Source organism: Rathayibacter sp. AY1B6, assembly GCF_002932755.1.
Classification (GTDB): Bacteria; Actinomycetota; Actinomycetes; order Actinomycetales; family Microbacteriaceae; genus Rathayibacter.
The window spans coordinates 145,079-170,117 of sequence record NZ_PSWL01000001.1 but is presented as its reverse complement, the minus strand read 5'-3'; the positions used below and the strand labels follow the sequence as shown (position 1 = coordinate 170,117).

Below are 25,039 nucleotides of genomic sequence, written 5' to 3'. Positions count from 1 at the left end.
GCGGGCCACCGCCCGCTCCGGTCGCCTCAGTCCAGCAGACTCTCGCGCACCTGGCGGCGCAGCACCTTGCCGATCAGCGAGGTCGGCAGCTCGTCCACCGGGACGATCCGCTTGGGCACCTTGTACGGCGTGAGGTGCAGCCGGCAGAAGTCGCGCAACGCCTCCGGATCCACCGCCGTCCCGGCCCGCAGGACCACGGCCGCAGCGACGCTCTCGCCGCCGTCCTCGCGGGGGAGCCCGACGACGGCCGCGCGGGTCACGTCGGGGTGCGACTCCAGCACTCCCTCGACCTCGGAGGGGGAGACGTTGAAGCCGCCGGTGATGATGAGCTCCTTGGCCCGGTCGACGATCGTCACGAAGCCGTCGGCCGAGACGGTCGCGATGTCGCCGGTGCGCAGCCAGCCGCCGGGGAGGAGGGCCTCGGCCGTCTCCTCCGGCCGCTTCCAGTACCCCTGGAACACCTGCGGCCCGCGGAGCAGGAGCTCGCCGGACTCGCCCGGGCCGCGGTCGATCGACGGATCCGCGGGGTCGACGAGGCGGATCGTCGTGCTGGGGAAGGGCACGCCCACGGTGCCGGGCCGCCGGGTCGGGCCCACCGGGTTGCCGAGGGCGACCGGCGAGCTCTCGGTCATGCCGTAGCCCTCGACCAGGAGGCCCCGGCTCGCGCGCTCCCAGCGGTCCACCGTCGCGACCGGCAGGCTCATCGCTCCCGAGATCGCGAAGCGGATGCCGCGCAGGTCGAGCTCGTGGCGCTCGGAGGCGCGGGCCAGCGCGTCGTACACGGGCGGCACTGCGGGGAGGAAGGTGGGCGGCGACGACTTCGCGGCCGCCTTCACGAGGCCGACGTCGAAGGTCGGGAACAGCACCACCTTCGCGCCGATGCTGATCGCGAAGGTCAGGCACAGCGTCAGCCCGTAGGCGTGGAACAGGGGGAGCACCGCGTAGAACGTCTCGTCGCCCTCGCGCAGGCCCGGAACCCAGGCGCGGCCCTGCAGGGCGTTCGCGCGGAGGTTCGCGTGCGAGAGGATCGCGCCCTTGGGCGTCCCGGTCGTGCCGCTCGTGTACTGCAGCAGGGCGGTGTCGCCGAGGACCGGGCGGGGGTGCGAGCGCGCGATGCGGCGGTTCTTCAGCAGCGACGCGAAGGGCACCAGGGAGCGGCTGCGGGGAGTCGCGGTCAGCTTCTCGCGCGACCGGCGCACCGACGTCAGGGGGAGCCGCAGCGCCAGACGCTTGCCGAGCGGGAGGGAGCGGGTGAGGTCGACGGAGACGACGCGCTCGACGCCCAGGTCGGCGGGCATGGTCGCGACGACGTCGGCGATCTTGTCCCAGACGACCGCGAACCGGGCGCCGTGGTCCTCGAACTGCCGCCGCAGCTCGCGCGGCGTGTAGAGCGGGTTGTGCTCGACCACGATCGCTCCGAGGCGGAGAGCGGCGTAGAACGCCACCACGTGCTCCGGGCAGTTCGGGAGCACCAGCGCGACGCGGTCGCCGACGCGCACGCCCAGGCGCCGCAGGCCCTCCGCCGCGCGCGCGACCTGCTCGCCGAGCTCGGCGTAGCTGGTCTCGGCGCCGAAGAACTCGAGGGCGGTGCCGCGGCGGTACCGCGCGACCGAGTCCTCGAGCAGGTCGACGAGGGTCTGGGAGGGAGGGTCGATCTCGGCGGGCACGCCCTCCGCGTAGGAGGTCAGCCACGGCTTCATCGCCAGGTTCGAGGATCCGGAGGTCACGGGCCGAGTATCGGGCACCCGCCTCCGCACTTCCTCCGAGGCGCGCGGAGGGGGTGCCGCAGCGGACGCGGGAGCGGCAGGCTGGCGGCATGAGCGCAGCCATCGACCTCCTCCGCGACGCCTTCGGCCGGGTGCACGAGAACGTGCACGCCGTCCTCGACGACAGCACCCCCGATCAGCTCGCGTTCCGCGCGGACGCCCGCTCGAACTCGCCCGCCTGGCTCGTCTGGCATCTGGTCCGGGTGCAGGACGACCACCTCGCCCCGCTCGCCGGTCACGAGCAGGTGTGGACGGCCGACGGCTTCCACGGACGGTCCGGCCTGCCCTTCGGACCCGACGAGACCGGCTACGGGCAGGAGCCGGCCGAGGTGGCGGCGCTCGCCGCGGTGCCCGCCGCGCTGCTCGCGGAGTACGCCGACGCCGTGCACCGGCAGACGCTCGCCCTCCTCGACACGCTCGGCGACGAGGACCTGGAGCGCGTCGTCGACGAGCAGTGGGATCCGCCGGTGACCCTCGGGGTGCGGCTGGTCTCGGTGATCGACGACGACACGCAGCACGTCGGCCAGGCCGCGTACGCGAAGGGTCTCGCCGAGCGCTCGGCGCGGTGAGCCCGGCCTCTACGCTGGCGGGATGCGCGCGCTCCGGACCCTGCCCGCGAGCGCCGTCCTCGCCCTCGCGAGCGCGCTGACCCTCGTCGGCTCCTGGATCCCCTCCTACTGGAACGACGAGGCCGCGACCCTCCGCCTGGCACGGCTCCCGGTGGGGGAGCTCCTCGCCTTCGTGCAGGAGAAGGACGCGGTGCACCTGGCCTACGGCCTGCTGATGCACGGCTGGATCGCCCTCGCCGGGGAGTCGGAGCTCGCGGTCCGCGCGCCGTCCGCTCTTGCGACGGGAGCGGCGGCGGCGTGCGTCGTCCTCCTGCTGCGCGCGTTCGATCGGCCCCGGGCGGCGCTCCTCGCCGCGGCGGTGCTCGTGCTGCTCCCGCGGTCGTCGTTCTCGGGGACCGAGGCGCGCTCCTCCGCTCTGGCCACCGCTCTCGTGGTGGGCGCGGCGGTCCTCGTCGTGCGGGCGGCCCGCTCCGGAGGCGCCCTGCGCTGGATCGCGTTCGCGGCCGTCGCGGGTCTCGCGAACACCGTCTTCCTCTACTCCGTGCTGGTGCTGCCGGCTCTCGTCGCCCTCGCCGCTGCCGCAGCGCCCCGGGGTGCCGTGCGGGCTCTCGCGCCGACCGCCCTCTCCGCGCTGGGCGCCGTCCCGGTGCTGCTCCTCGCGGTCGGGCAGAGCGGCCAGGTCGGCTGGCTCCGCTCGCAGCCCGTGACCGCGTTCACCGTCCTGGTCGAGCCGTTCTTCGGATCCGCGTGGTGGCTGGCCGGGACCGCCGTCGCGCTCCTCGCGGTCGCCGCGGTGCGGGGCGGCCTGCGCGGGCCGCTCCTGCCGGCCCTCGTCCTCTGGATCGTGCTGCCGACGGCGGTCCTGGTGCTCGGGACCCTCCTCCTCGAGCCGATGTTCACCCCGCGCTACCTCGCGTCGAGCACCCCCGCCCTCGCGGTCCTCCTCGGCCTCGCGCTCGACTCGTGGAGCGGCCGGACGGGCGTCGCCCTCCTCGCCGTGATCGCAGTGGCCGCCCTGCCGGTCCTGGTGCAGATGCGCACGGTCACCGGGAAGCCCGCCGGGCAGGACCTCCGCGGTCTGGCCGCCGCCGTCCAGGAGCGGGCCCGTCCGGGCGACGCTGTCCTCCTCGGCTCCTCCGGGACGGTCTCGCTCCGGCCCCGCCTGGCGCTCGCCGCCTATCCGGAGGCGTTCGCGGGCGTGGACGACGTCGCCCTCGCTGCTCCGTACGAGACGACGGGGACGTACTCCGACCGCCTGCTGGAGGGCGACGCCCTGCGTGCGGCCCTCGCCGGGGAGGACCGGGTCTGGCAGGCGCTGCCCGCGGGCGATGCGGACACGGTGCTCGCCGAGACGGGGTTCGTCGCGCGCGAGCGGATCCGGGTGCCGACGACGGTGCTGACGCTGTGGGAGCGCCCGGAGGGCCGCTGATCCGGAGCGCCCGGGGCGACGCCGCACCGGAGTGGACGGACCCCGGAGCGCCCGGAGCCCCGCCGACGGGGAGCCGCTACCCTTGTCCCCGGCGCCGTCGCAGAGCGGTGGCGTCCGCGGAGCGAGGACCGCGCCACCGAGAGGACCCGAACGTGACGTTGCCCGAGACCACGACCACCGCCATCGCGAAGCGGAAGGGGCGCGACGTCGCCCCCGAGATCGCTCGCTCCTGGCTGCTGGTGAACGCCACCCGCACCGAGACGTTCGACTCCGCGCACGCGTCCCGCGCCGACCAGATCGTCCTCGACATCGAGGACGCGGTCGACCCCAAGGCGAAGCCCGACGCGCGGAACGACGTCGCGGAGTGGCTGACCGGCGAGAAGCGCGCCTGGGTCCGCATCAACGACCACTCCACCCCGTTCTGGTCCGACGACGTCGACGCGCTGAAGGGCCTGCCCGGCCTCGCCGGCGTCATGCTCGCGAAGACCGAGGCCGCCGAGCACGTCACCGAGACCTTCGACCGCCTCGGTGGCTCCACTCCGGTGCTCGCCCTGGTCGAGTCCGCCCTCGGCATCGAGGAGGCGGTCTCGATCGCCCGCGCCCGCGGCACCTTCCGCCTCGCCTTCGGCAGCGGCGACTACCGCCGCGACACCGGCACCAGCGCCGACGACCTCGCGATGGCCTATCCGCGCTCGCGCCTGGTCGTCGCCTCGCGGATCGGCGACCTGCCCGGCCCGATCGACGGACCGACCGTCTCGAACAGCCACCCCGTGCTGCGCGAGCAGTCCGCGCTGACGGTCTCGCTCGGCCTCACCGGGAAGCTCTGCCTCGACACCGAGCAGCTCGCCGTGATCAACGAGGTCATCAGCCCGACGCCGTCCGACGTCGCCTGGGCCCGCGACTTCCTCGACGACTTCGAGGCCCGCGGCCGCGTCATCCGCGACGGCAGCGACCTGCCCCGTCTGGGCCGCGCCAAGAAGATCGACAAGCTGGCCACGGCGTTCGGCGTCAACCCGCTGTGATCCGTCGCGGCGAGGGCGCCTCCGCGGCACACTGAGGGAGCCGCGGAGACCCTCCCGCGCAGGACGGAGACTCCGATGGGCGCGGTCAGCACCTTCCTCTGGTTCGACGACGCCGCGGGGGAGGCGGCGCGCTTCTACACCGAGCTGGTGCCGAACTCGCGGATCACCGGCAGCCAGGTGCTGCCGGACGGCTCCCCGTCGCCCGGCGAGGTGCTCTCGGTGACCTTCGAGCTCGACGGGCAGCGGTTCCAGGCGATCAACGCCGGGCCGCGGTTCCCGTTCACCGAGGCCGTCTCGATCGTCGTGACCGTCGGCAGCCAGTCCGAGCTCGACCGGCTGTGGGACGCCCTGATCGCGGACGGCGGCGAGGAGAGCCGGTGCGGCTGGCTCCGCGACCGCTGGGGGCTGTCCTGGCAGATCGTGCCGGAGGTCCTCCCGCGTCTGCTCGGAGGCGCCGACCCCGAGGGCGCCGCACGCGCACTGCAGGCGATGCTCGCGATGGGCCGCCTCGAGATCGCGGAGCTGGAGCGGGCCTATGCCGGCGCGTGACTCCGGTCGCCCGCGCCGCTCGACCTCGCTGCGGCGCGCGTACCTCCGCGACTACCGCTACGCCTACGGCTCGCGCTTCGTGCACCTGCGGGAGGGCTGGGACGTGTCGCGGTACGCGTCCGGCGACGGCGCTCCGGTGCTGCTCATCCCCGGGATCTACGAGACGTGGCAGTTCCTCCGGCCCATCGCCGAGAGGCTGCACGCGGCGGGCCGTCCGATCCACGTGCTGCCGGCGCTCGGCTACAACACGCGGCCGATCGTCGCGTCGGCCGGACTCGGCCAGGACTACCTGCGCGAGCACGATCTGCGCGGAGTCGTCGTCGTCGCGCACAGCAAGGGCGGCCTGATCGGCAAGCACATGATGGTCGTCGACGACCGCGAGGACGGGCGCATCGAGCGGATGATCGCCGTGTCGACCCCGTTCAACGGCTCGTCGCTCGCGCGGATCGCCCCGGCGCGGGCGCTCCGCGAGTTCGCGCCGCACCGCCCGCTCATCCGCTCCCTGCTGGCCGAGCGCGAGGCCGACGCCCGCATCACGTCGATCTACGGCATGCGCGACCAGTACATCCCCGGAGGGAGCCGCCTCGCCGGCGCGCGCGAGAACATCGCGGTGTCGGTGGTCGGCCACTTCGCGCTGCTCTCGAGCCCGAAGGTCCTCGACCTCATCGCCGCCCGGGTCTGAGGCCGGATCGGATTGGCCGGGCTCGCCGCCCGCGTGAGGCGCCTGCCGTGCGGCGCGACCTCGACCGGACGCGGGCCGACTCGGCGACGGGCCGAGCCGCCCGCCGTGCTCAGGACCAGGGCGTGAGCAGCACGAGCGGGATCTGCCGCTCGGTCTTCGTCTGGTACTCGGCGTAGTCCGGCCACGCGGCGACCGCGCGCTCCCACCAGGCCGCGCGCAGATCGCCCTCGAGCACGCTCGCGGTGAAGTCCTTCTTCACCGGCCCGTCCTGCAGCTCGACGTGCGGCTCCTTGAGCATGTTGCCGTACCAGACGGGGTGCTCGGGCGCGCCGCCCTTGGACGCGACGACCACGTACTCGCCCTCGTGCTCGACGCGCATCAGCGCGGTTTTGCGGAGCTTCCCGCTCTTCGAGCCGACGGTGGTCAGGACGATGATGGGGCGGCCTCGGAGGAGGTCGCCCTCGGCTCCGCCGGTCCGCTCGTAGAGCTCCGCCTGCTCGCGGGCCCACTCGGACGTGCTGGGTTCGTACTCTCCTGTCAGCGGCATGACTCCGATCGTACGGCCGCGGCGGCCCCGGCGGCCGACCCGCGTGCAGGAGGATGGAGCGGTGTTCTCCGCAGACCCGTTCGACCGAGCCCGCATCGCCCTCCTGCGCGACGACCTGATCCGCGCCCGCTACGGCGTGGACGCCGTGCGGGGGCTCTGGGGCGACGAAGCGGCCGAGGCGCTGCACCGAGGCGACCGGGTCCCCGCCCGCCGCGCCCTCGAGCGCAGCGGCGACCACGACGCGCTGCCCACCCTCGCCCGCTTGTTCCTCCTGGCCGATCCCGTCTCGGCCGACGACGCGGAGGAGGCGTTCGGCGCTCTCTCGCTGGAGGGAGCGGAGGAGCTCGGCCTGGTGCGCGTCGAGGCCGGAGCCGTCGTCACCGCGGCGCTCGACCTGCGGCCCTACGACGTGGTCGACCAGCGCGGCGCGGCCTCGTGGTGGATCGCCTCCGACCTCGGGGAGCTCGCCCTCGGCCGCGCGCTCGACGAGGACCACGTGCTCGGAGTCGGCGGCGCGAGCCTCACGCTGACCGGGCTGATGATCCAGCGGCCCGTCGGCCGCGTGCTCGATCTGGGGACCGGCTGCGGGATCCAGGCGCTGCACGCCTCCCGCCACGCCGAGCAGGTGGTCGCCACCGACATCTCCGAGCGCGCGCTCGCGCTCGCCTCCTTCACCGCGGCGCTCAACGGGATCGAGAACATCGAGTTCCGCCTCGGCAGCCTCTACGAGCCGGTCGCGGGCGAGCGCTTCGACCACATCGTCACGAACCCGCCGTTCGTCATCACGCCGCGCGCCGAGGGCGTCCCCTCCTACGAGTACCGGGACGGCGGGCTCGAGGGCGACGAGATCGTGCGCCGCGTGATCCTCGGAGCGGCCGAGCACCTGGTCCCCGGCGGTGTCGCGCAGCTCCTGGGGAACTGGGAGTACCGGGAGGGCGCGGACGCCTTCGACCGGATCGCGGACTGGCTCGCCGACGCCCGCAGTCCGCTGGAGCAGGCGCTCGAGGCGGGGCCGGAGGGGCTCGACGCCTGGATGGGCGGGACCGCCTCTCCGCTGGACGTCTGGGTCGTGGAGCGCGAGCGTCAGGACCCGGCGGTCTACGCCGAGACCTGGATCCGGGACGGCGGCACGACCCGCGGCCCCGCGTTCGACGCGCTGGTCGACGCCTGGCTGACCGACTTCGAGCGGCGCGGTGTGACCGGCGTCGGATTCGGCTACGTCACGCTCCGCCTGCCCGAGCAGCCCCGCCCGCCGATCCGCCGCCTCGAGCGCATCACCACGCCGGTGGCGACCGCAGGCCTGGGCGGGCACCTCGCCGCCTGCCTGGACGCGGCCGAGGCCCTCGCCCCGCTCGACGACCGCGCTCTGGCCGGCCTCGCCCTGGTGGTCGCCGGAGACGTCACGGAGGAGCGGCACTACTGGCCGGGCAACGACGATCCGACGGTGCTGCGGCTGCGCCAGGGCGGGGGCTTCGCGCGGGTGGAGGAGGTCGACACGGCGCTCGCCGCCGTGGTCGGCGCCTGCGACGGCGAGCTCTCGGTGGCGGCGATCGCGGCGGCGGTCGCCTCGCTCCTCCAGGTCGAGGAGGAGGCGGTGTCCGACTCGGTGCTGCCACGGGTGCGCGAGCTGGTGGCGACGGGCCTGCTGCGGCTGCCCTAAGGGGCGGGGGCGGCTAGAAGAGGGTGGCGGAGTCCTCGACGGCGGGAGCGGCGGGGGCGGCCGGAGCAGCCGGAGCAGCGGCGGTCGGCCATCCGGGCCCGGCGTCGACGGGCTGCCGGCGCTGGTAGGCGGTCGCGGCGCTCCGGGCGCGGACGTCGGCGGCCTCGTTCATCCGGTGGTTGGCGTGCCCCTTCACCCACTCGAAGGTGACGGCCCGGCCCTGCAGCTCCTCGTCGAGCGCCTTGATGATCTCGACGTTCATCACCGGCTTGCCGTCGGCCTTGCGCCAGCCCTTCCGCTTCCAGCCCGGCAGCCACTCGGTGCAGGCCTTGATGGCGTACTGGCTGTCGCAGAGGATGTGCAGCGGCTCCTCCTCCTGCGCGGTCGCGCGCAGCAGCTCGAGCACGGCGGTGAGCTCGCCGATGTTGTTCGTGCCGTGCGACCAGCCGCCCGCGGCCCAGCGCTCGTCGTCGACGTACCAGGCCCAGCCGGCGGGGCCGGGGTTGCCCAGTGCGGACCCGTCTGCGGCGGCGATGATGCTCACGTGCGTCTCTCCTCGTGCTCTCGGTGCTCGCGCCGGTGCGGCGCCCTCCGAGGGTAGTCGGCGGGCGGGGCGGTCCGCGGCGCGCGGCGCGGAGTCAGGCGGAGGAGGAGCGGCGCGCGATCGTCACGCACGTCGAGTACGGCATCGCAACGGTCCGGCTCTCGCCGAACTCCTCGTCCAGCACGGCGTCGACCGCCGCGAGGACCGCGGCGCGCTCCTCGTCGGGCATCGCGATCACGTAGCTGCGGGACGCGAACATGTCGCGCACGCCGGCGCGGTCCAGCTCGAAGGACCACTCGAAGGCGGCGAACGCCACCCGCTCCAGAGCGGAGCCGAGCGGCGGGCGGAGCGTCTCGAACCGCTCGGCGGTGGACGCTCCGGCGACCTCGCCCAGCCGGTGCACCCAGGGGACCGACTCGTCGCGGATGTTCCACACCAGCGCGAGCACGCCCTCCGGCACCAGGACCCGGGCGACCTCGGCTCCCGCGCGCTCGGCGTCGACCCAGTGCCACGACTGCGCGGCGGTGACGAGCTCCGCGGAGGCGTCCGCGGCCGGGATCGCCTCGGCCGTCCCCTCCTCGGGGCGGACCCCGGGCAGATTCGACGCGAGGCGCGCGAGCATCTCCGCGTCGGGCTCGACCGCGGTGACGTCGAGGCCGCGGGACGCGAGCGACGCGGTGAACTTGCCCGTTCCCGCGCCCAGGTCCACGGCGCGCAGCCGGGCGGAGGCATCGGCTCCCGCCGCACGGGCCCGCTCCGGGACGAAGGCGCCCGCCACCCGCGCGGGAGCGTGCCCCACGATCCAGTCGACGGCGTCGTCCGGGTACCCGGGGCGCCCGCGGTCGTAGGCGTCGACCGCGCTGCCGAAGGAGCGTCCGAGCCCGCTCATCGCGCGTCCGCCGCTCGCGCGAGCACGTCCACCGCGTAGCCGTAGCCGGCGATCCCCGCGCCGACGATCACGGCCACCGCGACGTCCGAGAGGTAGGAGTGCTGCCGGAACGCCTCGCGGCGGTGCACGTTGCTCACGTGCACCTCGACCATCGGCAGCTCGGTCGCGAGGACGGCGTCGCGGATCGCGATCGACGTGTGCGTGTACGCCCCGGCGTTGAGCACCACTCCCGAGACGGTGCCGCGGGCCGCGTGCAGCCGGTCGACGATCGCGCCCTCGGAGCTGCTCTGGAAGGTCTCGACCGTGAAGCCGTGCCGCTCGGCCGCCTCCGCCGCCAGCGCCTCGGCGTCGGCGAGGGTGTCCGAGCCGTAGAGCTCGGGCTCGCGGGTGCCGAGCAGGTTCAGGTTCGGGCCGTTGAGGACGAGGATCGGCAGCTTCACGCTCCGACCCTAGCGCCGGGCGTCCCCGCGAGCGGGAGCGGCGGCAGCGCCGCTCGCAGCAGGATCAGCTCGCGCGCATGGGCGTCCAGGCGCCGGTCCTCCTCGGTGCGCAGCTCGAGAGGCGGGACCGGCTCGGCCGTGCTGTCGGCGCCCCGCACCACGAAGACGCTCCGGCACTGCGTGGTCAGCTCCAGCTCGCCGGTCCGCGGGTCCCCGGAGCGCACGTGCACCGCCAGGTGCATGCTCCGCGCGCTCGTGTGGATGAGGCGCGCCTCCACCTCGACGAGGTGCCCGATGCGCACCGGACGGTAGAAGTGGATCCCGCCCGAGTAGACGGCCACCGCGTCACGGCCGGTCCATCGCTGCGCGACCGCGTCCGCCGCCTCGTCGATCCAGCGCATCACGATCCCGCCGTGGGCGTTGCCGCCCCAGTTCACGTCGCCCGGCGCCGCGAGGAAGCGGAACACGATCCGCGGACCGGTGCCCTCCTCGGTGTACTCCTGCGCCCGCATCACGTCGTGCAGCCGTCGGCGGCCCTCGATGCGGGCGGCGGCGCCCTCGGCGAGGGACAGGTCCTCGATCGAGCGGGGCCTCCACTCGGGGACCGATCGCGGCCTCTTCCCGTCGTCGACGGCGACGAACACGAGGAGGCAGTGCGTCGCGTCCTCGTAGACGCCGGTCCGCGGATCCGCCTGCGCGACCTGCACCAGCACGTGCATGCTCGTGCGCCCGGTGTGGATGACGCGGGCGGTCGCCTCGATCAGGTTGCCGACCGAGATGGGCCGGGTGAAGTGGACGTTCCCGACGTACGCCGTCACGCAGTAGCCGCCGCTCCAGCCCACGGCGCAGGCGTAGCCGGCCTTGTCGATCCACTCGAGGACGCGGCCCGCCTGGGCGCTGCGGCCGTCTGCGGTGGCGTCCTGCGGAGCGGCGAGGAAGCGGAGCGTGATGCGGTCGGTCATGGTGCCCGTCGTCGTGGGAGCGGAAGGGGGAGTGGACCCGCGGGGGTGCGAGGAGAGGGGGATGATCCGCCCGCGGGCCACAGGGGTGTCCGGCCGCAGCCGGCTCGGTTCGGGGGATCAGGCCGCCAGCGGCAGCTTCTCGGCGAGGAGCCGGAGCCGCAGGGCCTGGAGCTCGGCGGTCAGCTCGGGCGGAAGGCGGTCGCCGAACCGCGCGAAGAACTCCTCCGTGAGCGCGCACTCCTCCAGCCACGCCTCGACCGGGACGGAGAACAGCTCCTCCTTCTGGGCCGCGGAGAGCAGGAGCCCGTGCGTGTTGATCGCGAGCGGCAGGTCGCCCAGGGGGCTCCGTCGCGCCTCCGCGAGCCCCTCCAGGCGGCGGACGAGCCACTGCAGCACCCGCGCGTTCTCGCCGAAGCCGGGCCAGAGGAACTCGCCGTCCGCGTCCTTCCGGAACCAGTTGACCTGGAACACGGCCGGCGCCGCATCGCCGAGCTCGGCACCGATCGCGAGCCAGTGCGCGAAGTAGTCGGCCATGTTGTAGCCGCAGAAGGGGAGCATCGCGAACGGGTCGCGGCGCAGCTCCCCGACCGTGCCCTCCGCGGCCGCGGTCTTCTCGGAGGCGACGGTCGCTCCCAGGAAGACGCCGTGCTGCCACGAGGTGGCCTGCGTGACCAGCGGGACGTTGCTCGCCCGCCGGCCGCCGAAGACGATCGCGTCCAGCGGCACGCCCTCATGGGCGTCCCAATCGGCGGAGAGCGACGGGCACTGCACGGCCGGAGCGGTGAAGCGGGAGTTGGGGTGCGCGGCGGGCGTGCCGGACTCCGGCGTCCACGGCTGCCCGCGCCAGTCGGTCAGCCGCTCCGGGACCTCGTCGGTCAGGCCCTCCCACCACACGTCGCCGTCCTCGCGGAGCGCGACGTTGGTGAAGATCGTGTTGCCCCAGAGCGTCTGCACGGCGTTCGGGTTCGAGCTCTCCCCGGTGCCGGGAGCGACGCCGAAGAAGCCCGTCTCCGGGTTCATCGCCCAGAGGCGTCCGTCCGTCCCGCGGCGCATCCAGGTGATGTCGTCCCCCAGTGTCTCGACCCGCCAGCCGGGGATCGCGGGCTGCATCATCGCGAGGTTGGTCTTGCCGCACGCGCTCGGGAAGGCGGCTGCGACGTGGTAGCGCCGGCCCTCGGGGGAGACGATGCGGATGAGCAGCATGTGCTCGGCGAGCCAGCCCTCCTCGCGCCCCATCGCCGAGGCGATGCGCAGGGCGAAGCACTTCTTCGCCAGCAGGGCGTTGCCGCCGTAGCCGGAGCCGTACGAGACGATCTCGCGCGTCTCGGGGAACTGGGTGATGTACTTCACCGGGCTGCACGGCCAGGCGACGTCCTCGCGGGTGACGCCGTCGGCGTCGCGGAGGGGCAGCCCCACGGTGTGCACGCCGCGGACGAACGGGGTCTCCTCGGTGAAGGCGGCGAGCGGCTCGGAGCCCACGCGCGCCATGATCCGCAGGTTCAGCACCGCGTAGGCCGAGTCGGTGACCTGGACGCCCAGCTGCGAGAGCGGACCGCCGACGGGCCCCATCGAGAACGGGACGACGTACATCGTCCGTCCGCGCATCGCTCCGTCCAGGAGGGGAGCGAGCTCGGCCCTCATCGCGCCGGGCTCGCGCCAGTTGTTGGTCGGTCCCGCGTCGGCCTCGTCGACAGTGCAGATGAAGGTGCGGTCCTCGACCCGGGCGACGTCGTCCGGGTCGGTACGGGCCAGGAACGAGCCGGGCCGCCACTCCGGGTTGAGCGGGAGGAGCGTGCCGGAGGCGACGAGCCGCTCGGTCAGGCGGTACCACTCGGCGGGGGAGCCGTCGCTCCACTCGATCGCGTCGGGCTTCAGGATCGCGGCGGTCTCGCGCACCCAGCGGCGGAGGGCGAGCGGCGCCGGCGGCACGACGGGCGCGGGGACGGACGTCGGCGCGGTCATGGTGCTCGGCTCGAGTCGGACGGTGTTGCTGTAGATGCTCATGCTGGCTCCGCTTTCGGTGGTCGTCGTCGACGGGGGTGGGGAGTCGCCGGCCGCAGCCGGGGAGAGGCCGGCCGGGCCGGGAGGGGCACTCGGTGGCGCCTCAGGCCAGGATGGAGGAGGATCAAGGGGTATTCCCGGCGCTCAGGCGGTCAAGAAACGGTCTTTTTGCGCTTCCGTCACAACAGATCGCTGGAGCTCGCCGTGTCCGATCCCTCGACGCCCGCACCGGGCTCCGACGCCGTGCTGCTCGGGCAGCGCCTGCGCCACTTCCGCACCCGGCGCGGGCTGACCCTCGGGCAGCTCGCGGAGCGCGTCGACGTGTCGGGGAGCCAGCTCTCGCTGATCGAGACGGGCCGACGCGAGCCGCGCCTCTCCCTCCTCCAGCGCCTCGCGGCCGCGCTCGGCGTCGAGCTGGCGGCGCTGCTCTCGGACGAGCCGCCGAGCGAGCGGGCCGCGCTGGAGATCGAGCTGGCGCGCGTGCAGAAGGGATCGCTCTACCGCTCGCTCAGCCTGCCCGAGTTCAAGGTCAACAAGGGGCTGAGCACGCCCGTGCTGGAGGCGTTCCTCGGCGTCTACCGCGAGCTCGCCCGCCGCCGGAGCGAGGCCAGCGCCACGCCGGAGGAGGCGCGCCGGGCCAACACCGCCCAGCGGCTCCAGCTGCGCGAGCGCAGCTCCTACCTGCCCGAGATCGAGGAGGTGGCGGGTGAGATGCTCCGCACCGTCGGGCACCGCGGAGGAGCACTGACCCACAGCTCCGTCTCGAAGATGGCCCGGCACCTCGGCTTCGAGATCATCCACGTCGGCGACCTGCCGCACTCGGCGCGATCGGTGATCGACCTCGCCAACGGCAGGATCTACCTCCCGCCCGCCTCGATCCCGGGAGGGCACGGCCTGAGGGCGCTCGCGCTGCAGGCGATGGCGCACCGCCTCCTCGGGCACGAGCGGCCGGTGACCTACGCCGACTTCCTCCGGCAGCGCCTCGAGATCAACTACTTCGCCGCCGCCTGCCTGATGCCGCTGGAGCCGGCCGTCGCGTTCCTCCAGGAGGCGAAGCGCGAGCGGGACATCTCGGTGGAGGACTTCCGGGACGGCTTCGGCGTCACCCACGAGGCCGCCGCCCTGCGCTTCACGAACCTGCTCACCTCGCACCTCGACATCCGGATGCACTTCCTGCGGGTGCTGGGGGACGGCTCCATCCAGAAGGCCTACGAGAACGACGGGCTGCCGCTGCCGACCGATGTCACCGGTGCCGTCGAGGGCCAGGTCGTCTGCCGCTACTGGTCGGCGCGCTCGGCGTTCACCCGGACCAACCGGACGACGGAGTACTACCAGTACGTCGACACCCCGGCGGGCACCTTCTGGTCGGCGTCGCAGACCGGGACGACCGCCACGGAGGAGTTCTCGATCACCGTGGGAGTCCCCTTCGCCGAGGCCCGCTTCTTCCGAGGCCGCGACACCGACCGCCGCGAGCTCTCCCGCTGCCCCGACGAGTCCTGCTGCCGGCGCGCCCCGTCGGAGCTCGCCGCGCGCTGGGACGGCAACGCCTGGCCGAGTGCGCGCCTGCACGCGCACGTGCTCGCGCCGCTGCCGTCGGGCACCTTCCCCGGCATCGACGACGCCGAGGTCTACGAGTTCCTCGACGCGCACGCCCGCGAGTCCTGACCCGCTCTCGCCTCACCCTTCCCCTTCCGCGAGATGCCACTTCGGTACGCCCGCACCGGCGTGTCGCGTACCGAAGTGGCATCTCGCGGAGGGGGCTGTGGAAAACTTCTGCGAGGGCAGGGGCGGGTCGGACATCCTCGGGGCATGGACAGCGGGCAGGCCGGGGTGACGGCGTCGAGGGACGGCACGACCAGGCGCGGGCTGGCGGCCGAGCACCCGGTCGTCGTGTTCCGCGGGGCGCGGGCGGCGGTGGAGCCGCTCACCTTCGAGGAGCGGATCCGGGCTTACGGCGCGGTCATGCGCCCTGGCGAGTTCTTCTCGCACGCCACGGCGGCGCACCTGCTCGGCCTCCCGGGTCCGCGTCCCGGCGTGACGACGCCGCTCCACGTGTCCGTGGCGCCGCCCCAGCGCGCCGCACGCCGGATCGGTGTCCGCTCGCACCATCTGTGGGACCCCGCGGTCACGGTGATCGACGCGGGCTACCCGGTCGCCGACCCGGCGTCCACGTTCTGCCACCTGTCCGACTCGCTCTCCCTCGAGGACCTGGTCGTCCTCGGCGACGCGATCGTCGGGCGCGACGAGGAGGGGGAACGGCGCGGGTGGCGCATCGACCCGGAGGCGCTGACCTCTCGTGCGGTCTCGTTCCGGGCCCGCGGCGGGCGGCGGGCCCGCGAGGCGGTGCCCTGGGTGCGGGCGGGCGCGGAGTCCCCGATGGAGACGCGGCTGCGCCTCCTGCTCCTGCGGGCCGGGCTTCCGGAGCCGGAGCTGAACGTCGAGCTGTACGACGACGAGGGCCGGTTCGTCGCGCGGGTGGACCTCGTCTACCGCGACCGACGTGTCGTAGTCGAGTACGACGGCGACCAGCACCGCACGGACCGCGGGCAGTACGAGCGCGATATCCGGCGCGCCGAGGCGATCGAGGCTCTCGGCTACCGGGTCGTCCGGGTGCGCTCCGCCGGCGTGCTCCTCCACCCCGAGGAGACCGTCGCCCGCGTGCGGCGGGCCCTGCTCGGCTGAGCTCCGCGAGATGCCACTTCGGTACGCCCGCCTCGGCGTGTCGCGTACCCAAGTGGCATCTCGCGGGGAGGGCCCGCGGGCGTCAGTCGGAGATCAGGGCGCGGGCCGTGCCCTCGTCGAGGATGAGGTCGGTGATGAGGCCGGCCGCCAGGGCGCCGCGCAGGCCCGGCAGCTTCGAGGCGCCCGACACGACGCAGATCCGGCGCGACGCGCGGCGCACCGTGGAGAGGTCCGGACCGCTTGCACGTTCGTTCATGGGGATGTCGTCCCAGCTCCCGTCGGACCGGTAGAACACCGTCGCGACGTCGCCGACGACCCCGGAGCCACTGAGCGAGGTGAAGTCGCTCGGCTCCAGGTAGCCGCCGATGTAGACCTTCGAGGGGACCGCCGCGAACGGCGACCCGAGCCCGAACAGCGCCACGTCCATCCGCTGCTGCAGCTCCAGGACCCGGCGGGTGGAGCGCTCGCGCCACACGGCCTGCTTGGTGGTCGGGTCGTCGAAGAACGCCGGCACCGGGAACTGCTGGACCTTCGCGGCGTACGCGTCGCCGAAGCGGCGGAGGATCTCGCTCGAGTAGTTGATGCCCGTGGTCTCGGTGTTGCCGGCGCCGTTCAGCTGCACGATCTGCGTGTTGTGCGTCTCCTTGGCGATCAGGTGGCGGCTGATCGCGCTCATCGTGGAGCCCCAGGCGATGCCGACGATCATGTTCGAGTCGATGAACTGCCCGAGGATCCTCGCCGCGGACAGGGCGACCCGTTCGAGCCGGTCGATCTCGCTGGTGTGGTCCGGCACCGGCACGATGTGCGCCGTGATGTCGAAGTGGGACCTCACCTCGGCCGACAGGGCGCTCGCCCGGTCGAGGGGGGAGCGGATCTGGATGTCGACCAGGCCGGTCGCGCGGGCGTGGGAGAGCAGGCGGGAGACCGAGGAGCGCGACGTGTGCAGCTCGTGCGCGATCGCGTCCATCGTCAGATCCTGCATGTAGTACAGCTGGGCCGCACGCAGCGCGTCCCGCGTCTTGTCGGGATGGGTCGCGTGGGTCGTCTCGTCGAGTTCGACGACCGGTCTCACCGGGGTCATAGCGCTCCCTGCACGGATTTCCACCCGTCTTGACCGGATGTGTTGTCGGGTCAAGGATGACTGTATTCCTCCGCGAAATCAATCGTCCATCCGCCCGGCGGAGGATGGACGCAGGCTCCACGGAACACCTACGACACGAAGGCGAGTACGAAGTGGCACAGTCCGACGGAACTCCCGGAAACTCCGCTCTGCGTGAGAGCGTCGCCGCTCTCCGCGACAACCCCCGCGCCACCGTCCTGGTGATCGGCGGCGGCATCAACGGCATCGGCACGTTCCGCGAGCTCGCGCTCAACGGCGTCGACGTCGCGCTCGTCGAGCGGGGCGACTACGTCTCCGGTGCCTCGAGCGCCTCGAGCCACATGATCCACGGCGGCATCCGCTACCTCGAGAACGGCGAGTTCCGACTCGTCAACGAGGGTGTGCACGAGCGCAACGGCCTGCTGAAGATCGCTCCCCATTACGTGAAGCCGCTGCAGACGACGATCCCGATCTACTCGACGTTCTCGGGCATCCTCGCGGCCCCGCTGCGCTTCCTCACCCACAAGTCGGGCAAGCCGCAGGAGCGCGGCGCGCTGCTGATCAAGGTCGGCCTCACGATGTACGACTTCTTCTCCCGCGACGGCGGCACGGTCCCGCGCCACCAGTTCCACGGGCGCAAGCGCTCGCTGAACGAGCTCCCCAAGCTCGACCCGAAGATCAAGTACACCGCCACCTACTTCGACGCCTCCGTGCACGAGCCCGAGCGCCTCGCGCTCGACGTGCTGCACGATGCGCTCATCGGCGGCAAGAAGGCCCGCGCGGCCAACTACGTCGAGGCCGTCGGCGCCGACGAGAAGGGCGTCGTCCTCCGCGACCGCGAGTCCGGCGAGGAGTTCACGTTCGCCGCGGACGTCGTCGTCAACGTCTCCGGGCCTTGGACCGACTTCACCAACACGGCCCTCGGCACGACCACGAAGTTCATGGGCGGCACCAAGGGCTCCCACATCGTGCTCGACAACCCCGAGCTGGTCGAGGCCTGCGAGGGCCGCGAGATGTTCTTCGAGCACAGCGACGGCCGCATCGTCCTCATCTACCCGCTCAAGGGCCGCGTGATGGTCGGCACGACCGACATCGACGCCGACCCCACGAAGCCGGCGGTGTGCACGGAGGAGGAGATCGACTACTTCTTCGAGCTCGTCAACCACGTCTTCCCGGCGATCCGCGTGGACCGCTCGCAGATCGTGTTCAAGTTCTCCGGCATCCGCCCGCTGCCGCGCCACGACGACGAGGCGCCCGGCTTCGTCTCCCGCGACTACCGCATCGAGCCCTCGACGCTCGCCGGCAACGGCTCGCCCGTGCTCAGCCTGGTCGGCGGCAAGTGGACGACGTTCCGCGCCCTGTCCGAGCACCTCTCGAACGAGGTCTTCAAGCGGATCGGCGTGACGCGTCGCGTCTCGACCGTGAAGACCCCCATCGGAGGCGGCAAGGGCTTCCCGCGCACCGACGCGTCCCGCGCGCAGTGGATCAGCCAGCACCGCTCCGGCCTGTCCTCGGCCCGGACGGGCCAGCTGCTCGAGCGCTACGGCACCCGCGCGCAGGAGGTCATCGAGGCCCTGGCCGACGGACACGACGAGGCGCTCGACTTCGACAAGGACTTCACCACCGGTGAGATCCGCTACCTCGCCCAGCGCGAGAGCGTGGTGCACCTGATCGACCTGGTCATGCGCCGCACCAACCACGCCTTCACGGGCGGCCTGAGCCGCGAGCTCCTCGACGAGCTCGCCGAGCACACCGGCGCCGTGCTGGGCTGGGACGACGCGAAGCGGGCGTCCGAGGTCGACGCGACCATCGCGCACCTCAAGGAGTACAACGGCGTCGACGTCGGGGGCACTTCGGTGCAGACCCCGACGGCCGTGCCCGCCTCCTGATCGGCGATCAGGCGCGGATCGACGGAAGCCCCGGACCGAGGACCACCTCGACCGGGGCTTCTGTCGCGACAACGCACAAACGTGCACGCGCCGTTCCTTGTCGCTAGGACAGGGCGCCGATAACTTCACACCGTCGGGCATCGAAGCCCGCCGCGGGCGCCTGTGCGCGTCCGTCTTACGAAAAGGAAAAGGTCAACGTGGACAATCTCGGAGTGGTCTTCCTCGCCGAAGTCGTGGGAACGGCCATGCTCGTGCTCCTCGGCTGCGGTGTCGTCGCCAACGTCGCGCTCGTGAAGAGCAAGGGTCTCAACGGCGGAACCCTCATGGTCAACATCGGCTGGGGCTTCGCGGTCTTCGCCGGCGTGATCGTCTCGTACAACTCGGGGGCGCACCTCAACCCCGCGGTCACCCTCGGCCTCGTCGCGAGCGGTGCGACCGAGTTCGGTTCCGGCGTGCCCGTCAACATCGTCTCGATCCTCGTCTACATCCTCGCCCAGATGATCGGTGCGATCCTCGGCGCCGTGTTCTGCTGGCTCGCCTACAAGCAGCACTTCGACGAGGAGCCCGACGCGGCCAACAAGCTCGGCGTCTTCTCGACCGGCCCGGCGATCCGCTCGTACGGCTGGAACTTCGTCACCGAGGTCATCGGCACCTTCGTCCTCGTCTTCGTCGTCATCGGCTTCGGCGGCGGACGTCAGGGCGACGGCGGTCTGGCCGCACTCGGTGCGCTGCCCGTCGCCATCCTGGTGATCGCGATCGGCGCCTCCCTCGGCGGCCCGACCGGCTACGCCATCAACCCCGCCCGCGACCTCGGCCCCCGCATCGCGCACGCGCTGCTGCCGATCAAGGGCAAGGGCTCGAGCGACTGGAGCTACGCCTGGGTGCCCGTCGCCGGCCCGATCGTCGGTGGTGTGCTCGCGGGCCTCGCCTCGCTCGTGCTGCTCCCGGTCCTCTAGACCGCCGCGCTTCCTCTCACCCCCGTTACGAAGGAGTAATCATTCATGGCTGACTACGTCATCGCTATCGACCAGGGGACCACGTCGTCCCGCGCGATCATCTTCGACAAGAAGGGATCGATCGTCTCCACCGGCCAGAAGGAGCACGAGCAGATCTTCCCGCGCGCCGGATGGGTCGAGCACGACCCGATCGAGATCTGGAACAACGTCCGCGAGGTGATCGGCCAGGCGCTCTCCCGCGCCGACCTGACCCGCCACGACATCGCCTCCGTCGGCATCACCAACCAGCGCGAGACCGCTGTCGTCTGGGACAGGACGACCGGCAAGCCCGTCTACAACGCCATCGTCTGGCAGGATACCCGCACCCAGTCGATCGTCGACCGCCTCGCGGGCGACGAGGGCGCGGACCGCTTCAAGTCGATCGTGGGCCTCCCGCTCGCGACCTACTTCTCCGGGACCAAGATCGTCTGGATCCTCGAGAACGTCGAGGGTGCGCGCGAGAAGGCCGAGGCGGGCGACCTGATCTTCGGCACGACGGACACCTGGGTCCTCTGGAACCTGACCGGCGGCATCGACGGCGGCGTCCACAAGACCGACGTCACCAACGCCTCCCGCACCCTGTTCCTCGACCTCGAGACCCTCGAGTGGCGCGACGACATCCTCGAGGCCTTCGGGGTCCCGAAGTCGATGCTCCCCGAGGTCTGCTCCTCCTCCGAGGTCTACGGCCACGTCGAGTCCTCGTCGCTGCTGCGCGAGGTCCCGATCGCCGGCATCCTCGGCGACCAGCAGGCCGCGACCTTCGGCCAGGCGGCGTTCGATCCGGGCGAGGCGAAGAACACCTACGGCACCGGAAACTTCCTGATCTTCAACACGGGCACCGAGATCGTCCACTCGAAGAACGGGCTGCTGACGACCATCGGCTACAAGCTCGGCGACGGCGAGGTGCACTACGCGCTCGAGGGCTCGATCGCGGTCTCCGGCTCGCTGATCCAGTGGCTGCGCGACAACCTGGGGCTCATCGGCTCGGCCCCCGAGGTCGAGGCACTGGCCGCCACGGTCGAGGACAACGGAGGCGCGTACTTCGTCCCCGCCTTCTCGGGTCTGTTCGCCCCCTACTGGCGCTCCGACGCGCGGGGAGCCCTCGTCGGCCTCACCCGCTACGTCAACAAGGGCCACATCGCCCGCGCCGCGCTCGAGGCGACCGCCTTCCAGACCCGCGAGGTCCTGGACGCGGTCAACGCCGACTCCGGCGTCCCCCTGCAGGAGCTCAAGGTCGACGGCGGCATGATCGCCAACAACCTGCTCATGCAGTTCCAGGCCGACATCCTCGGCGTCCCGGTCGTCCGACCCGTCGTCGCGGAGACCACGGCGCTCGGAGCGGCCTACGCGGCCGGTCTCGCGGTCGGCTTCTGGGAGAACCTCGACGACCTGCGCCAGAACTGGCAGGAGGACTCGCGCTGGACCCCGCAGATGGACCAGGACGAGGCCGCCCGCCAGTACCGCCTCTGGAAGAAGGCCGTCACTAAGACCTTCGACTGGATCGACGAGGACGTGCAGTAGCACCGCACCGCTGAACGACGAGGGCCCGCGCACGCAGAGTGCGTGGGCCCTCGTGCGTGGATCTCGATACGCCCGCTGCGCGGGCTGCTCGATCAGCACGGGGTGGATCGCTGCGCGGGCTGCTCGATCGACAGGCGCGAGGAGCGGCCGCTTTCATGCTGGTCGAGTAGCGCGCAGCGCGTATCGAGACCCGCCCCGGGGGAGCTCCGTCAGAGCAGCGGGCGCCGACGCCCCGTCGCGACCGCGAGGAGCGCGAGGGCCAGCAGCCGGGCCGGACCCGCCAGTACGGCCGCGGCCGTGGGCGGCGCGGACGCCGACAGCGCGGCGAGGGGCACGGCGTCCTCGAGGACGGTGCCGCTCGTGAAGGTCACGACGCTGAGCGGCGCCAGGGCCGCGAAGAGCACGAAGAGCGGTGCCCGGACGATCGTGCCGACCAGCGCGCCCCAGATCGCGCCACCGACACCAGCCACGGGCACGAGGGTCACGACGCCGACGTCCGGGGTGCGACGATCATTGATGCGCGCCACGGGTGAGGTCGGTTCGCGCCTCTGGCCCTACCTGCCGACCTCGATGCTAGACATATCCGTATGAGTGATGCAGCGGTGAAGAAACGACTCCCGGCACGGCGGTGGCTGTCGTGAGATCCCGTTCCGACCTCGTCGTCCTCGTCGTCCTCGGTCTGTACGGTCTCGTCCGGGTCGTCCTCGAGGCCCCTGCGGTCGTCGTATCGCCGAGCGCGCTCGGGATCGTGTCGCTGTGCACCTCCGCCGTGCTCCTCGTCGTGGCGATCGCGGCGCTCGCCCTCGAGCTGCGGCACCGACGGAGGAAGCGTGCTGCTGCGGTCTCGACCGCCGCCGCCCAGATGGGCCGAGAGGCCGTCGGCGGGTAGTGGAGCCGGCCCGTCGGCCCGCGTCAGCGCCCACCGCGCGTCGACCTCCCGTCACGCTGGTCGATCAGCCCCGCAGGGGCGTATCGGGACCCGCCATCGTCAGCAGGGCGGGGCAGCAGACGAATGCTCTGATGCTGGTGGATCTCGCTACGCCCGCTGCGCGGGCTACTCGATCAGCACGGGGTAGTCCCCACTTCGACGAAGCGACCTTCCCTCTGAGTGCCGCCGCCGATCGAGACGCCGGACCGGGACCGCTCAGCCCGTGAGCCCCGCGACCGCGTCGAGCTCGTCCAGCGAGCCGATCCGGCGCACGCCCAGCTCGACCGCTTCGGGCGGCAGCTCGCGCCCGTGCTCGGGACCGCCGACGCGGTCGAGCCAGACGCCGCGCACGCCCGCAGCGGCCGCGCCGATCGCGTCGGTGCCGAGCCGGTCGCCGACGTAGAGCGCCTCCGCCGGGGACACGCCGAACCGCTCGCAGGCGATGGCGAAGATCCGGGCGTCCGGCTTGGTGACGCCGACGTCGCCCGAGGCGATGACGTGCTCGAAGCGCCCTGAGAGGCCCGTGCCCTCGATCTTCCCCAGCTGGAAGTCGAGTACACCGTTGGTGATGACGCCGAGGCGGACCCCGGCGGCGTCGAGCCGGTCGAGCACCGGCAGCGCGTCGTCGTGCAGCGTCCAGGCGGCGACGTAGTGCTCGAGGTACCCGCGGAACCAGGAGCTCGCCTCCTCGGGAGTCAGCGCGACTCCGGCCTCCGCGGCGAAGTCCGTGGCGCGCGCCCGCCGCTGGCCCTCGTAGTCGAGCTCGCCCGCGAGGTAGCGGTGGTAGTGCTCCTCCTCGAGCAGGTGCCAGCGGCGCTGCACGTCGGCCGGCTCGCCGGCGTACGCGTCGCCGAGCGAGGCGGCGTAGGCGGCGATCCCCTCCCGCACGGCGCGGGCATGGGCAAAGAGCGTGTCGTCGAGGTCGAAGAGCGCGAGCCGCAGCACGGCCGGCTCAGCGGACGCGGCGGAGGAGGCCGACGGAGTCGTAGACCGCGGCGAGCGTGCGCTCCGCGGTCTCGGAGGCGCGGTCGGCGGCGCGGGAGAGGACGCGATCGAGCTCGGCCGGGTCGGCGAGCAGCTCGGCGGTCCGGGTGCGGATCGGGTCGAAGGTGGCGGCGACCACCTCGACGAGGCCCTTCTTCAGATCCCCGTACCCGCGGCCCGCGTACTCCTGCTCCAGCGACTCGATGGACCGGTCGGCGAGCACGGAGTAGATGGTCAGCAGGTTCGAGACGCCGGGCTTCGCCGCCCGGTCGAAGCGCACCTCCGACTCGGTGTCGGTCACGGCGCGCATGATCTTCTTGGCGGTCGCCTTCGGCTCGTCGAGCACGCTGAGCAGGCCCGCATCCGACTCCGCCGACTTCGACATCTTGGCGCCCGGGTTCTGCAGGTCGAAGATCTTCGCCGTCTCGCGCACGATGTGCGGTTCCGGCACGGCGAAGGTCTCGCCGAAGCGCGAGTTGAAGCGCGCGGCGAGATCGCGGGTGAGCTCCAGGTGCTGGCGCTGGTCCTCGCCGACCGGCACCGCGTCCGTCTGGTACAGCAGGATGTCGGCCGCCATCAGGATCGGGTAGGTGAAGAGGCCCACGGAGGCCGCCTCCGTGCCCTGCTTCGCCGACTTGTCCTTGAACTGCGTCATCCGGCTGGCCTCGCCGAAGCCGGTCAGGGTGTTGAGGACCCAGGCGAGCTCTGCGTGCGCGGGCACGTGCGACTGGATGAAGAGGGTCGACCGGGCGGGATCGATGCCCGCGGCGATGTACTGCGCGGCGGTGGCACGGGTGCGATCGCGGAGCTGCTGCGGATCCTGCGGGACCGTGATCGCGTGCAGGTCGACGACGCAGAAGTAGGCGTCGAAGTCCTCCTGCATCGCGACCCACTGGGTCAGCGCGCCGATGTAGTTGCCGAGGTGCAGCGACCCGGAGGAGGGCTGCATGCCGGAGAAGATGACGGGCTTCGCGCCCGGGGTGCTGGGAGTCATGGGTGGCCTCGAGGGGTCGGGATCGCGGGGGAGAGGGTCAGAGCTCGTAGTCGACGACCACGGGGGAGTGGTCGGACCAGCGGGTGTCGTAGGAGGCGGCGCGGTCTACCTCGTAGCTGCGGGCGAGGTCGGCGAGCGCGGGCGTGGCGAGCTGGTAGTCGAGGCGCCAGCCGGTGTCGGTGTCGAACGCCTGGCCGCGCTGCGACCACCACGTGTAGGGTCCGGGCACCTCGCCCGCGAACCGGCGGCCGAGGTCGACCCAGCCGAGTCCTGCACCGGCGTTGTAGTCCGGGTCGCCCTCGGCGCCGACGAAGCGGTCGAAGTAGGCGCGCTCCTCCGGGAGGAAGCCGGCCTTCTTGACGTTGCCCTTCCAGTTCTTGATGTCGAGCGTGCGGTGCCCGACGTTGAGGTCGCCCATCACGACGGCGAGCTCGCTGTGCGCCCGGATCTCGGGCAGGCGCGCCTCCATCGCGTCGAGGAAGCGGTACTTCTCGACCTGCTTGGGGGTGCCGACCTCGCCCGAGTGGACGTAGGTGGAGACGACGGTGATCGAGCGGCCGCCGACCTCGTAGTCGGCCTCGAGCCAGCGTCCGGCCGAGTCGAAGTCGTCGGCGCCGAACGTCACGCGGTGGATCGTGGCGCGCTTGCGGGAGGCGAGCGCGACTCCGGCACGGCCCTTGGCGGTCGCCTCGTCGTGCAGCACGTCCCACTCGTCGCCGAGCAGTCCGGTGAGGTCGTCGGTGGAGGCGCGGACCTCCTGCAGGGCCAGGACGTCGACGTCGCGGGCGGCGAGCCAGTCGCCCATCCCCTTGCGGTAGGCGGCGCGGACGCCGTTCACGTTGACGGAGGCGATGCGGAGGGTGCTGGATGTCACCCGGACATTCTAC

Annotated in this window: 24 protein-coding genes; 12 read left to right on the top strand and 12 right to left on the bottom strand. The window is 72.5% G+C overall.

Translation table 11 applies throughout. From position 1 onward, the window contains the following. Positions 1-26 precede the first annotated feature (26 nt). Positions 27-1,727: a long-chain-fatty-acid--CoA ligase gene (locus tag C5D08_RS00780; RefSeq protein ID WP_258067167.1), complete on the bottom strand. Its 1,701-nt coding sequence runs from the start codon at positions 1,725-1,727 to the stop codon at positions 27-29. A gap of 89 nt (positions 1,728-1,816) precedes the next feature. Between C5D08_RS00780 and C5D08_RS00775 the strand changes: the two genes are divergently transcribed. The 5 genes from C5D08_RS00775 to C5D08_RS00755 all read left to right on the top strand — a co-directional run bounded on the left by C5D08_RS00775 (position 1,817) and on the right by C5D08_RS00755 (position 6,017). Next, entirely contained in the window at positions 1,817-2,335 is a 519-nt protein-coding gene (locus C5D08_RS00775) for a DinB family protein (protein ID WP_104223209.1), read from the top strand. A 22-nt stretch (positions 2,336-2,357) separates the two neighbouring features. After that, positions 2,358-3,764 carry a glycosyltransferase family 39 protein gene (locus C5D08_RS00770; RefSeq protein WP_104275373.1) on the top strand — a complete coding sequence of 469 codons (1,407 nt, stop codon included), beginning with the start codon at positions 2,358-2,360 and terminating at the stop codon, positions 3,762-3,764. A gap of 158 nt (positions 3,765-3,922) precedes the next feature. Further along, the gene (locus tag C5D08_RS00765) at positions 3,923-4,786 is read left to right on the top strand and encodes a CoA ester lyase (RefSeq protein WP_219812832.1); all 864 of its coding nucleotides are present in this window, start codon (positions 3,923-3,925) and stop codon (positions 4,784-4,786) included. Between the two features lie 75 nt (positions 4,787-4,861). Then, positions 4,862-5,335: a VOC family protein gene (locus C5D08_RS00760; RefSeq protein WP_104275372.1), complete on the top strand. Its 474-nt coding sequence runs from the start codon at positions 4,862-4,864 to the stop codon at positions 5,333-5,335. Then, positions 5,322-6,017 (top strand): triacylglycerol lipase, encoded by a 696-nt coding sequence (locus C5D08_RS00755; protein WP_104275371.1) that lies wholly within the window; start codon positions 5,322-5,324, stop codon positions 6,015-6,017. Before C5D08_RS00760 ends, C5D08_RS00755 begins: the two co-directional genes overlap by 14 nt. Before the next feature lie 109 nt (positions 6,018-6,126). Here the strand turns inward: C5D08_RS00755 and C5D08_RS00750 are convergent, their stop codons facing one another. After that, positions 6,127-6,564 (bottom strand): nitroreductase family deazaflavin-dependent oxidoreductase, encoded by a 438-nt coding sequence (locus tag C5D08_RS00750; protein ID WP_104275370.1) that lies wholly within the window; start codon positions 6,562-6,564, stop codon positions 6,127-6,129. Between the two features lie 61 nt (positions 6,565-6,625). Between C5D08_RS00750 and C5D08_RS00745 the strand changes: the two genes are divergently transcribed. Further along, complete coding sequence (locus C5D08_RS00745) at positions 6,626-8,224, top strand: methyltransferase (protein WP_258067166.1); 1,599 nt, start codon at positions 6,626-6,628, stop codon at positions 8,222-8,224. Between the two features lie 13 nt (positions 8,225-8,237). On the opposite strand, the gene C5D08_RS00740 is transcribed toward C5D08_RS00745, so the two are convergent. From C5D08_RS00740 to C5D08_RS00720, 5 genes are all read right to left on the bottom strand, one after another. Continuing rightward, positions 8,238-8,768 (bottom strand): ribonuclease H, encoded by a 531-nt coding sequence (locus tag C5D08_RS00740; protein WP_104275368.1) that lies wholly within the window; start codon positions 8,766-8,768, stop codon positions 8,238-8,240. Positions 8,769-8,862: 94 nt separating this feature from the next. After that, a complete protein-coding gene (locus tag C5D08_RS00735; protein ID WP_104275367.1) occupies positions 8,863-9,657 on the bottom strand; it encodes a class I SAM-dependent methyltransferase in 795 nt (264 codons plus the stop codon). Next, on the bottom strand, positions 9,654-10,097 hold the full coding sequence (gene aroQ / locus C5D08_RS00730) for a type II 3-dehydroquinate dehydratase (protein WP_104275366.1): 444 nt from the start codon (positions 10,095-10,097) through the stop codon (positions 9,654-9,656). Before aroQ ends, C5D08_RS00735 begins: the two co-directional genes overlap by 4 nt. Further along, on the bottom strand, positions 10,094-11,059 hold the full coding sequence (locus tag C5D08_RS00725; protein ID WP_104275365.1) for an acyl-CoA thioesterase: 966 nt from the start codon (positions 11,057-11,059) through the stop codon (positions 10,094-10,096). The genes aroQ and C5D08_RS00725 overlap by 4 nt, the downstream gene beginning before the upstream one ends. 117 nt (positions 11,060-11,176) lie before the next feature. Further along, positions 11,177-13,021, bottom strand: coding sequence for a phosphoenolpyruvate carboxykinase (GTP) (locus C5D08_RS00720; RefSeq protein WP_104275417.1), 1,845 nt, complete (start codon positions 13,019-13,021; stop codon positions 11,177-11,179). Positions 13,022-13,264: 243 nt separating this feature from the next. Between C5D08_RS00720 and C5D08_RS00715 the strand changes: the two genes are divergently transcribed. Next, on the top strand, positions 13,265-14,725 hold the full coding sequence (locus C5D08_RS00715) for a helix-turn-helix domain-containing protein (protein ID WP_104275364.1): 1,461 nt from the start codon (positions 13,265-13,267) through the stop codon (positions 14,723-14,725). Positions 14,726-14,869: 144 nt separating this feature from the next. Next, entirely contained in the window at positions 14,870-15,742 is an 873-nt protein-coding gene (locus tag C5D08_RS17465) for an endonuclease domain-containing protein (RefSeq protein WP_181110213.1), read from the top strand. 82 nt (positions 15,743-15,824) lie between these two features. On the opposite strand, the gene C5D08_RS00705 is transcribed toward C5D08_RS17465, so the two are convergent. After that, on the bottom strand, positions 15,825-16,823 hold the full coding sequence (locus tag C5D08_RS00705) for a sugar-binding transcriptional regulator (RefSeq protein ID WP_104223198.1): 999 nt from the start codon (positions 16,821-16,823) through the stop codon (positions 15,825-15,827). Positions 16,824-16,975: 152 nt separating this feature from the next. On the opposite strand from C5D08_RS00705, the gene C5D08_RS00700 reads away from it, so the two are divergent. From C5D08_RS00700 to glpK, 3 genes are all read left to right on the top strand, one after another. Beyond that, positions 16,976-18,730 (top strand): glycerol-3-phosphate dehydrogenase/oxidase, encoded by a 1,755-nt coding sequence (locus C5D08_RS00700; RefSeq protein WP_258067164.1) that lies wholly within the window; start codon positions 16,976-16,978, stop codon positions 18,728-18,730. 245 nt (positions 18,731-18,975) lie between these two features. Continuing rightward, complete coding sequence (locus tag C5D08_RS00695; RefSeq protein WP_374952909.1) at positions 18,976-19,686, top strand: MIP/aquaporin family protein; 711 nt, start codon at positions 18,976-18,978, stop codon at positions 19,684-19,686. Positions 19,687-19,731: 45 nt separating this feature from the next. Then, positions 19,732-21,246: a glycerol kinase GlpK gene (glpK, locus tag C5D08_RS00690; RefSeq protein WP_104226427.1), complete on the top strand. Its 1,515-nt coding sequence runs from the start codon at positions 19,732-19,734 to the stop codon at positions 21,244-21,246. A 209-nt stretch (positions 21,247-21,455) separates the two neighbouring features. Here glpK and C5D08_RS00685 read toward each other — a convergent pair whose 3' ends face one another. Beyond that, on the bottom strand, positions 21,456-21,716 hold the full coding sequence (locus C5D08_RS00685) for a hypothetical protein (RefSeq protein WP_146082526.1): 261 nt from the start codon (positions 21,714-21,716) through the stop codon (positions 21,456-21,458). Between the two features lie 167 nt (positions 21,717-21,883). Between C5D08_RS00685 and C5D08_RS00680 the strand changes: the two genes are divergently transcribed. Then, positions 21,884-22,135 (top strand): hypothetical protein, encoded by a 252-nt coding sequence (locus C5D08_RS00680; RefSeq protein WP_146082527.1) that lies wholly within the window; start codon positions 21,884-21,886, stop codon positions 22,133-22,135. A 255-nt stretch (positions 22,136-22,390) separates the two neighbouring features. Here the strand turns inward: C5D08_RS00680 and C5D08_RS00675 are convergent, their stop codons facing one another. Genes C5D08_RS00675 through C5D08_RS00665 form a run of 3 tightly spaced genes read right to left on the bottom strand, consistent with a single transcriptional unit; the run spans position 22,391 to position 25,026 of the window. After that, complete coding sequence (locus C5D08_RS00675) at positions 22,391-23,119, bottom strand: HAD family hydrolase (RefSeq protein WP_104275359.1); 729 nt, start codon at positions 23,117-23,119, stop codon at positions 22,391-22,393. A 7-nt stretch (positions 23,120-23,126) separates the two neighbouring features. After that, positions 23,127-24,152 carry a tryptophan--tRNA ligase gene (gene trpS / locus C5D08_RS00670; RefSeq protein ID WP_104275358.1) on the bottom strand — a complete coding sequence of 342 codons (1,026 nt, stop codon included), beginning with the start codon at positions 24,150-24,152 and terminating at the stop codon, positions 23,127-23,129. Positions 24,153-24,189: 37 nt separating this feature from the next. Beyond that, positions 24,190-25,026 (bottom strand): exodeoxyribonuclease III, encoded by an 837-nt coding sequence (locus C5D08_RS00665; RefSeq protein WP_104275357.1) that lies wholly within the window; start codon positions 25,024-25,026, stop codon positions 24,190-24,192. Positions 25,027-25,039: the final 13 nt, after the last annotated feature.

Excerpts from the sequence above, each read along its gene's own strand:
- C5D08_RS00775 (WP_104223209.1), top strand. The coding sequence starts at position 1,817 with ATGAGCGCAGCCATCGACCTCCTCCGCGACGCCTTCGGCCGGGTGCAC.
- C5D08_RS00770 (WP_104275373.1), top strand. The coding sequence starts at position 2,358 with ATGCGCGCGCTCCGGACCCTGCCCGCGAGCGCCGTCCTCGCCCTCGCG.
- C5D08_RS00760 (WP_104275372.1), top strand. The coding sequence starts at position 4,862 with ATGGGCGCGGTCAGCACCTTCCTCTGGTTCGACGACGCCGCGGGGGAG.
- C5D08_RS00755 (WP_104275371.1), top strand. The coding sequence starts at position 5,322 with ATGCCGGCGCGTGACTCCGGTCGCCCGCGCCGCTCGACCTCGCTGCGG.
- C5D08_RS00750 (WP_104275370.1), bottom strand. The coding sequence starts at position 6,564 with ATGCCGCTGACAGGAGAGTACGAACCCAGCACGTCCGAGTGGGCCCGC.
- C5D08_RS00735 (WP_104275367.1), bottom strand. The coding sequence starts at position 9,657 with ATGAGCGGGCTCGGACGCTCCTTCGGCAGCGCGGTCGACGCCTACGAC.
- C5D08_RS00725 (WP_104275365.1), bottom strand. The coding sequence starts at position 11,059 with ATGACCGACCGCATCACGCTCCGCTTCCTCGCCGCTCCGCAGGACGCC.
- C5D08_RS00720 (WP_104275417.1), bottom strand. The coding sequence starts at position 13,021 with ATGACCGCGCCGACGTCCGTCCCCGCGCCCGTCGTGCCGCCGGCGCCG.
- C5D08_RS17465 (WP_181110213.1), top strand. The coding sequence starts at position 14,870 with ATGGACAGCGGGCAGGCCGGGGTGACGGCGTCGAGGGACGGCACGACC.
- C5D08_RS00705 (WP_104223198.1), bottom strand. The coding sequence starts at position 16,823 with ATGACCCCGGTGAGACCGGTCGTCGAACTCGACGAGACGACCCACGCG.
- C5D08_RS00695 (WP_374952909.1), top strand. The coding sequence starts at position 18,976 with ATGCTCGTGCTCCTCGGCTGCGGTGTCGTCGCCAACGTCGCGCTCGTG.
- glpK (WP_104226427.1), top strand. The coding sequence starts at position 19,732 with ATGGCTGACTACGTCATCGCTATCGACCAGGGGACCACGTCGTCCCGC.
- trpS (WP_104275358.1), bottom strand. The coding sequence starts at position 24,152 with ATGACTCCCAGCACCCCGGGCGCGAAGCCCGTCATCTTCTCCGGCATG.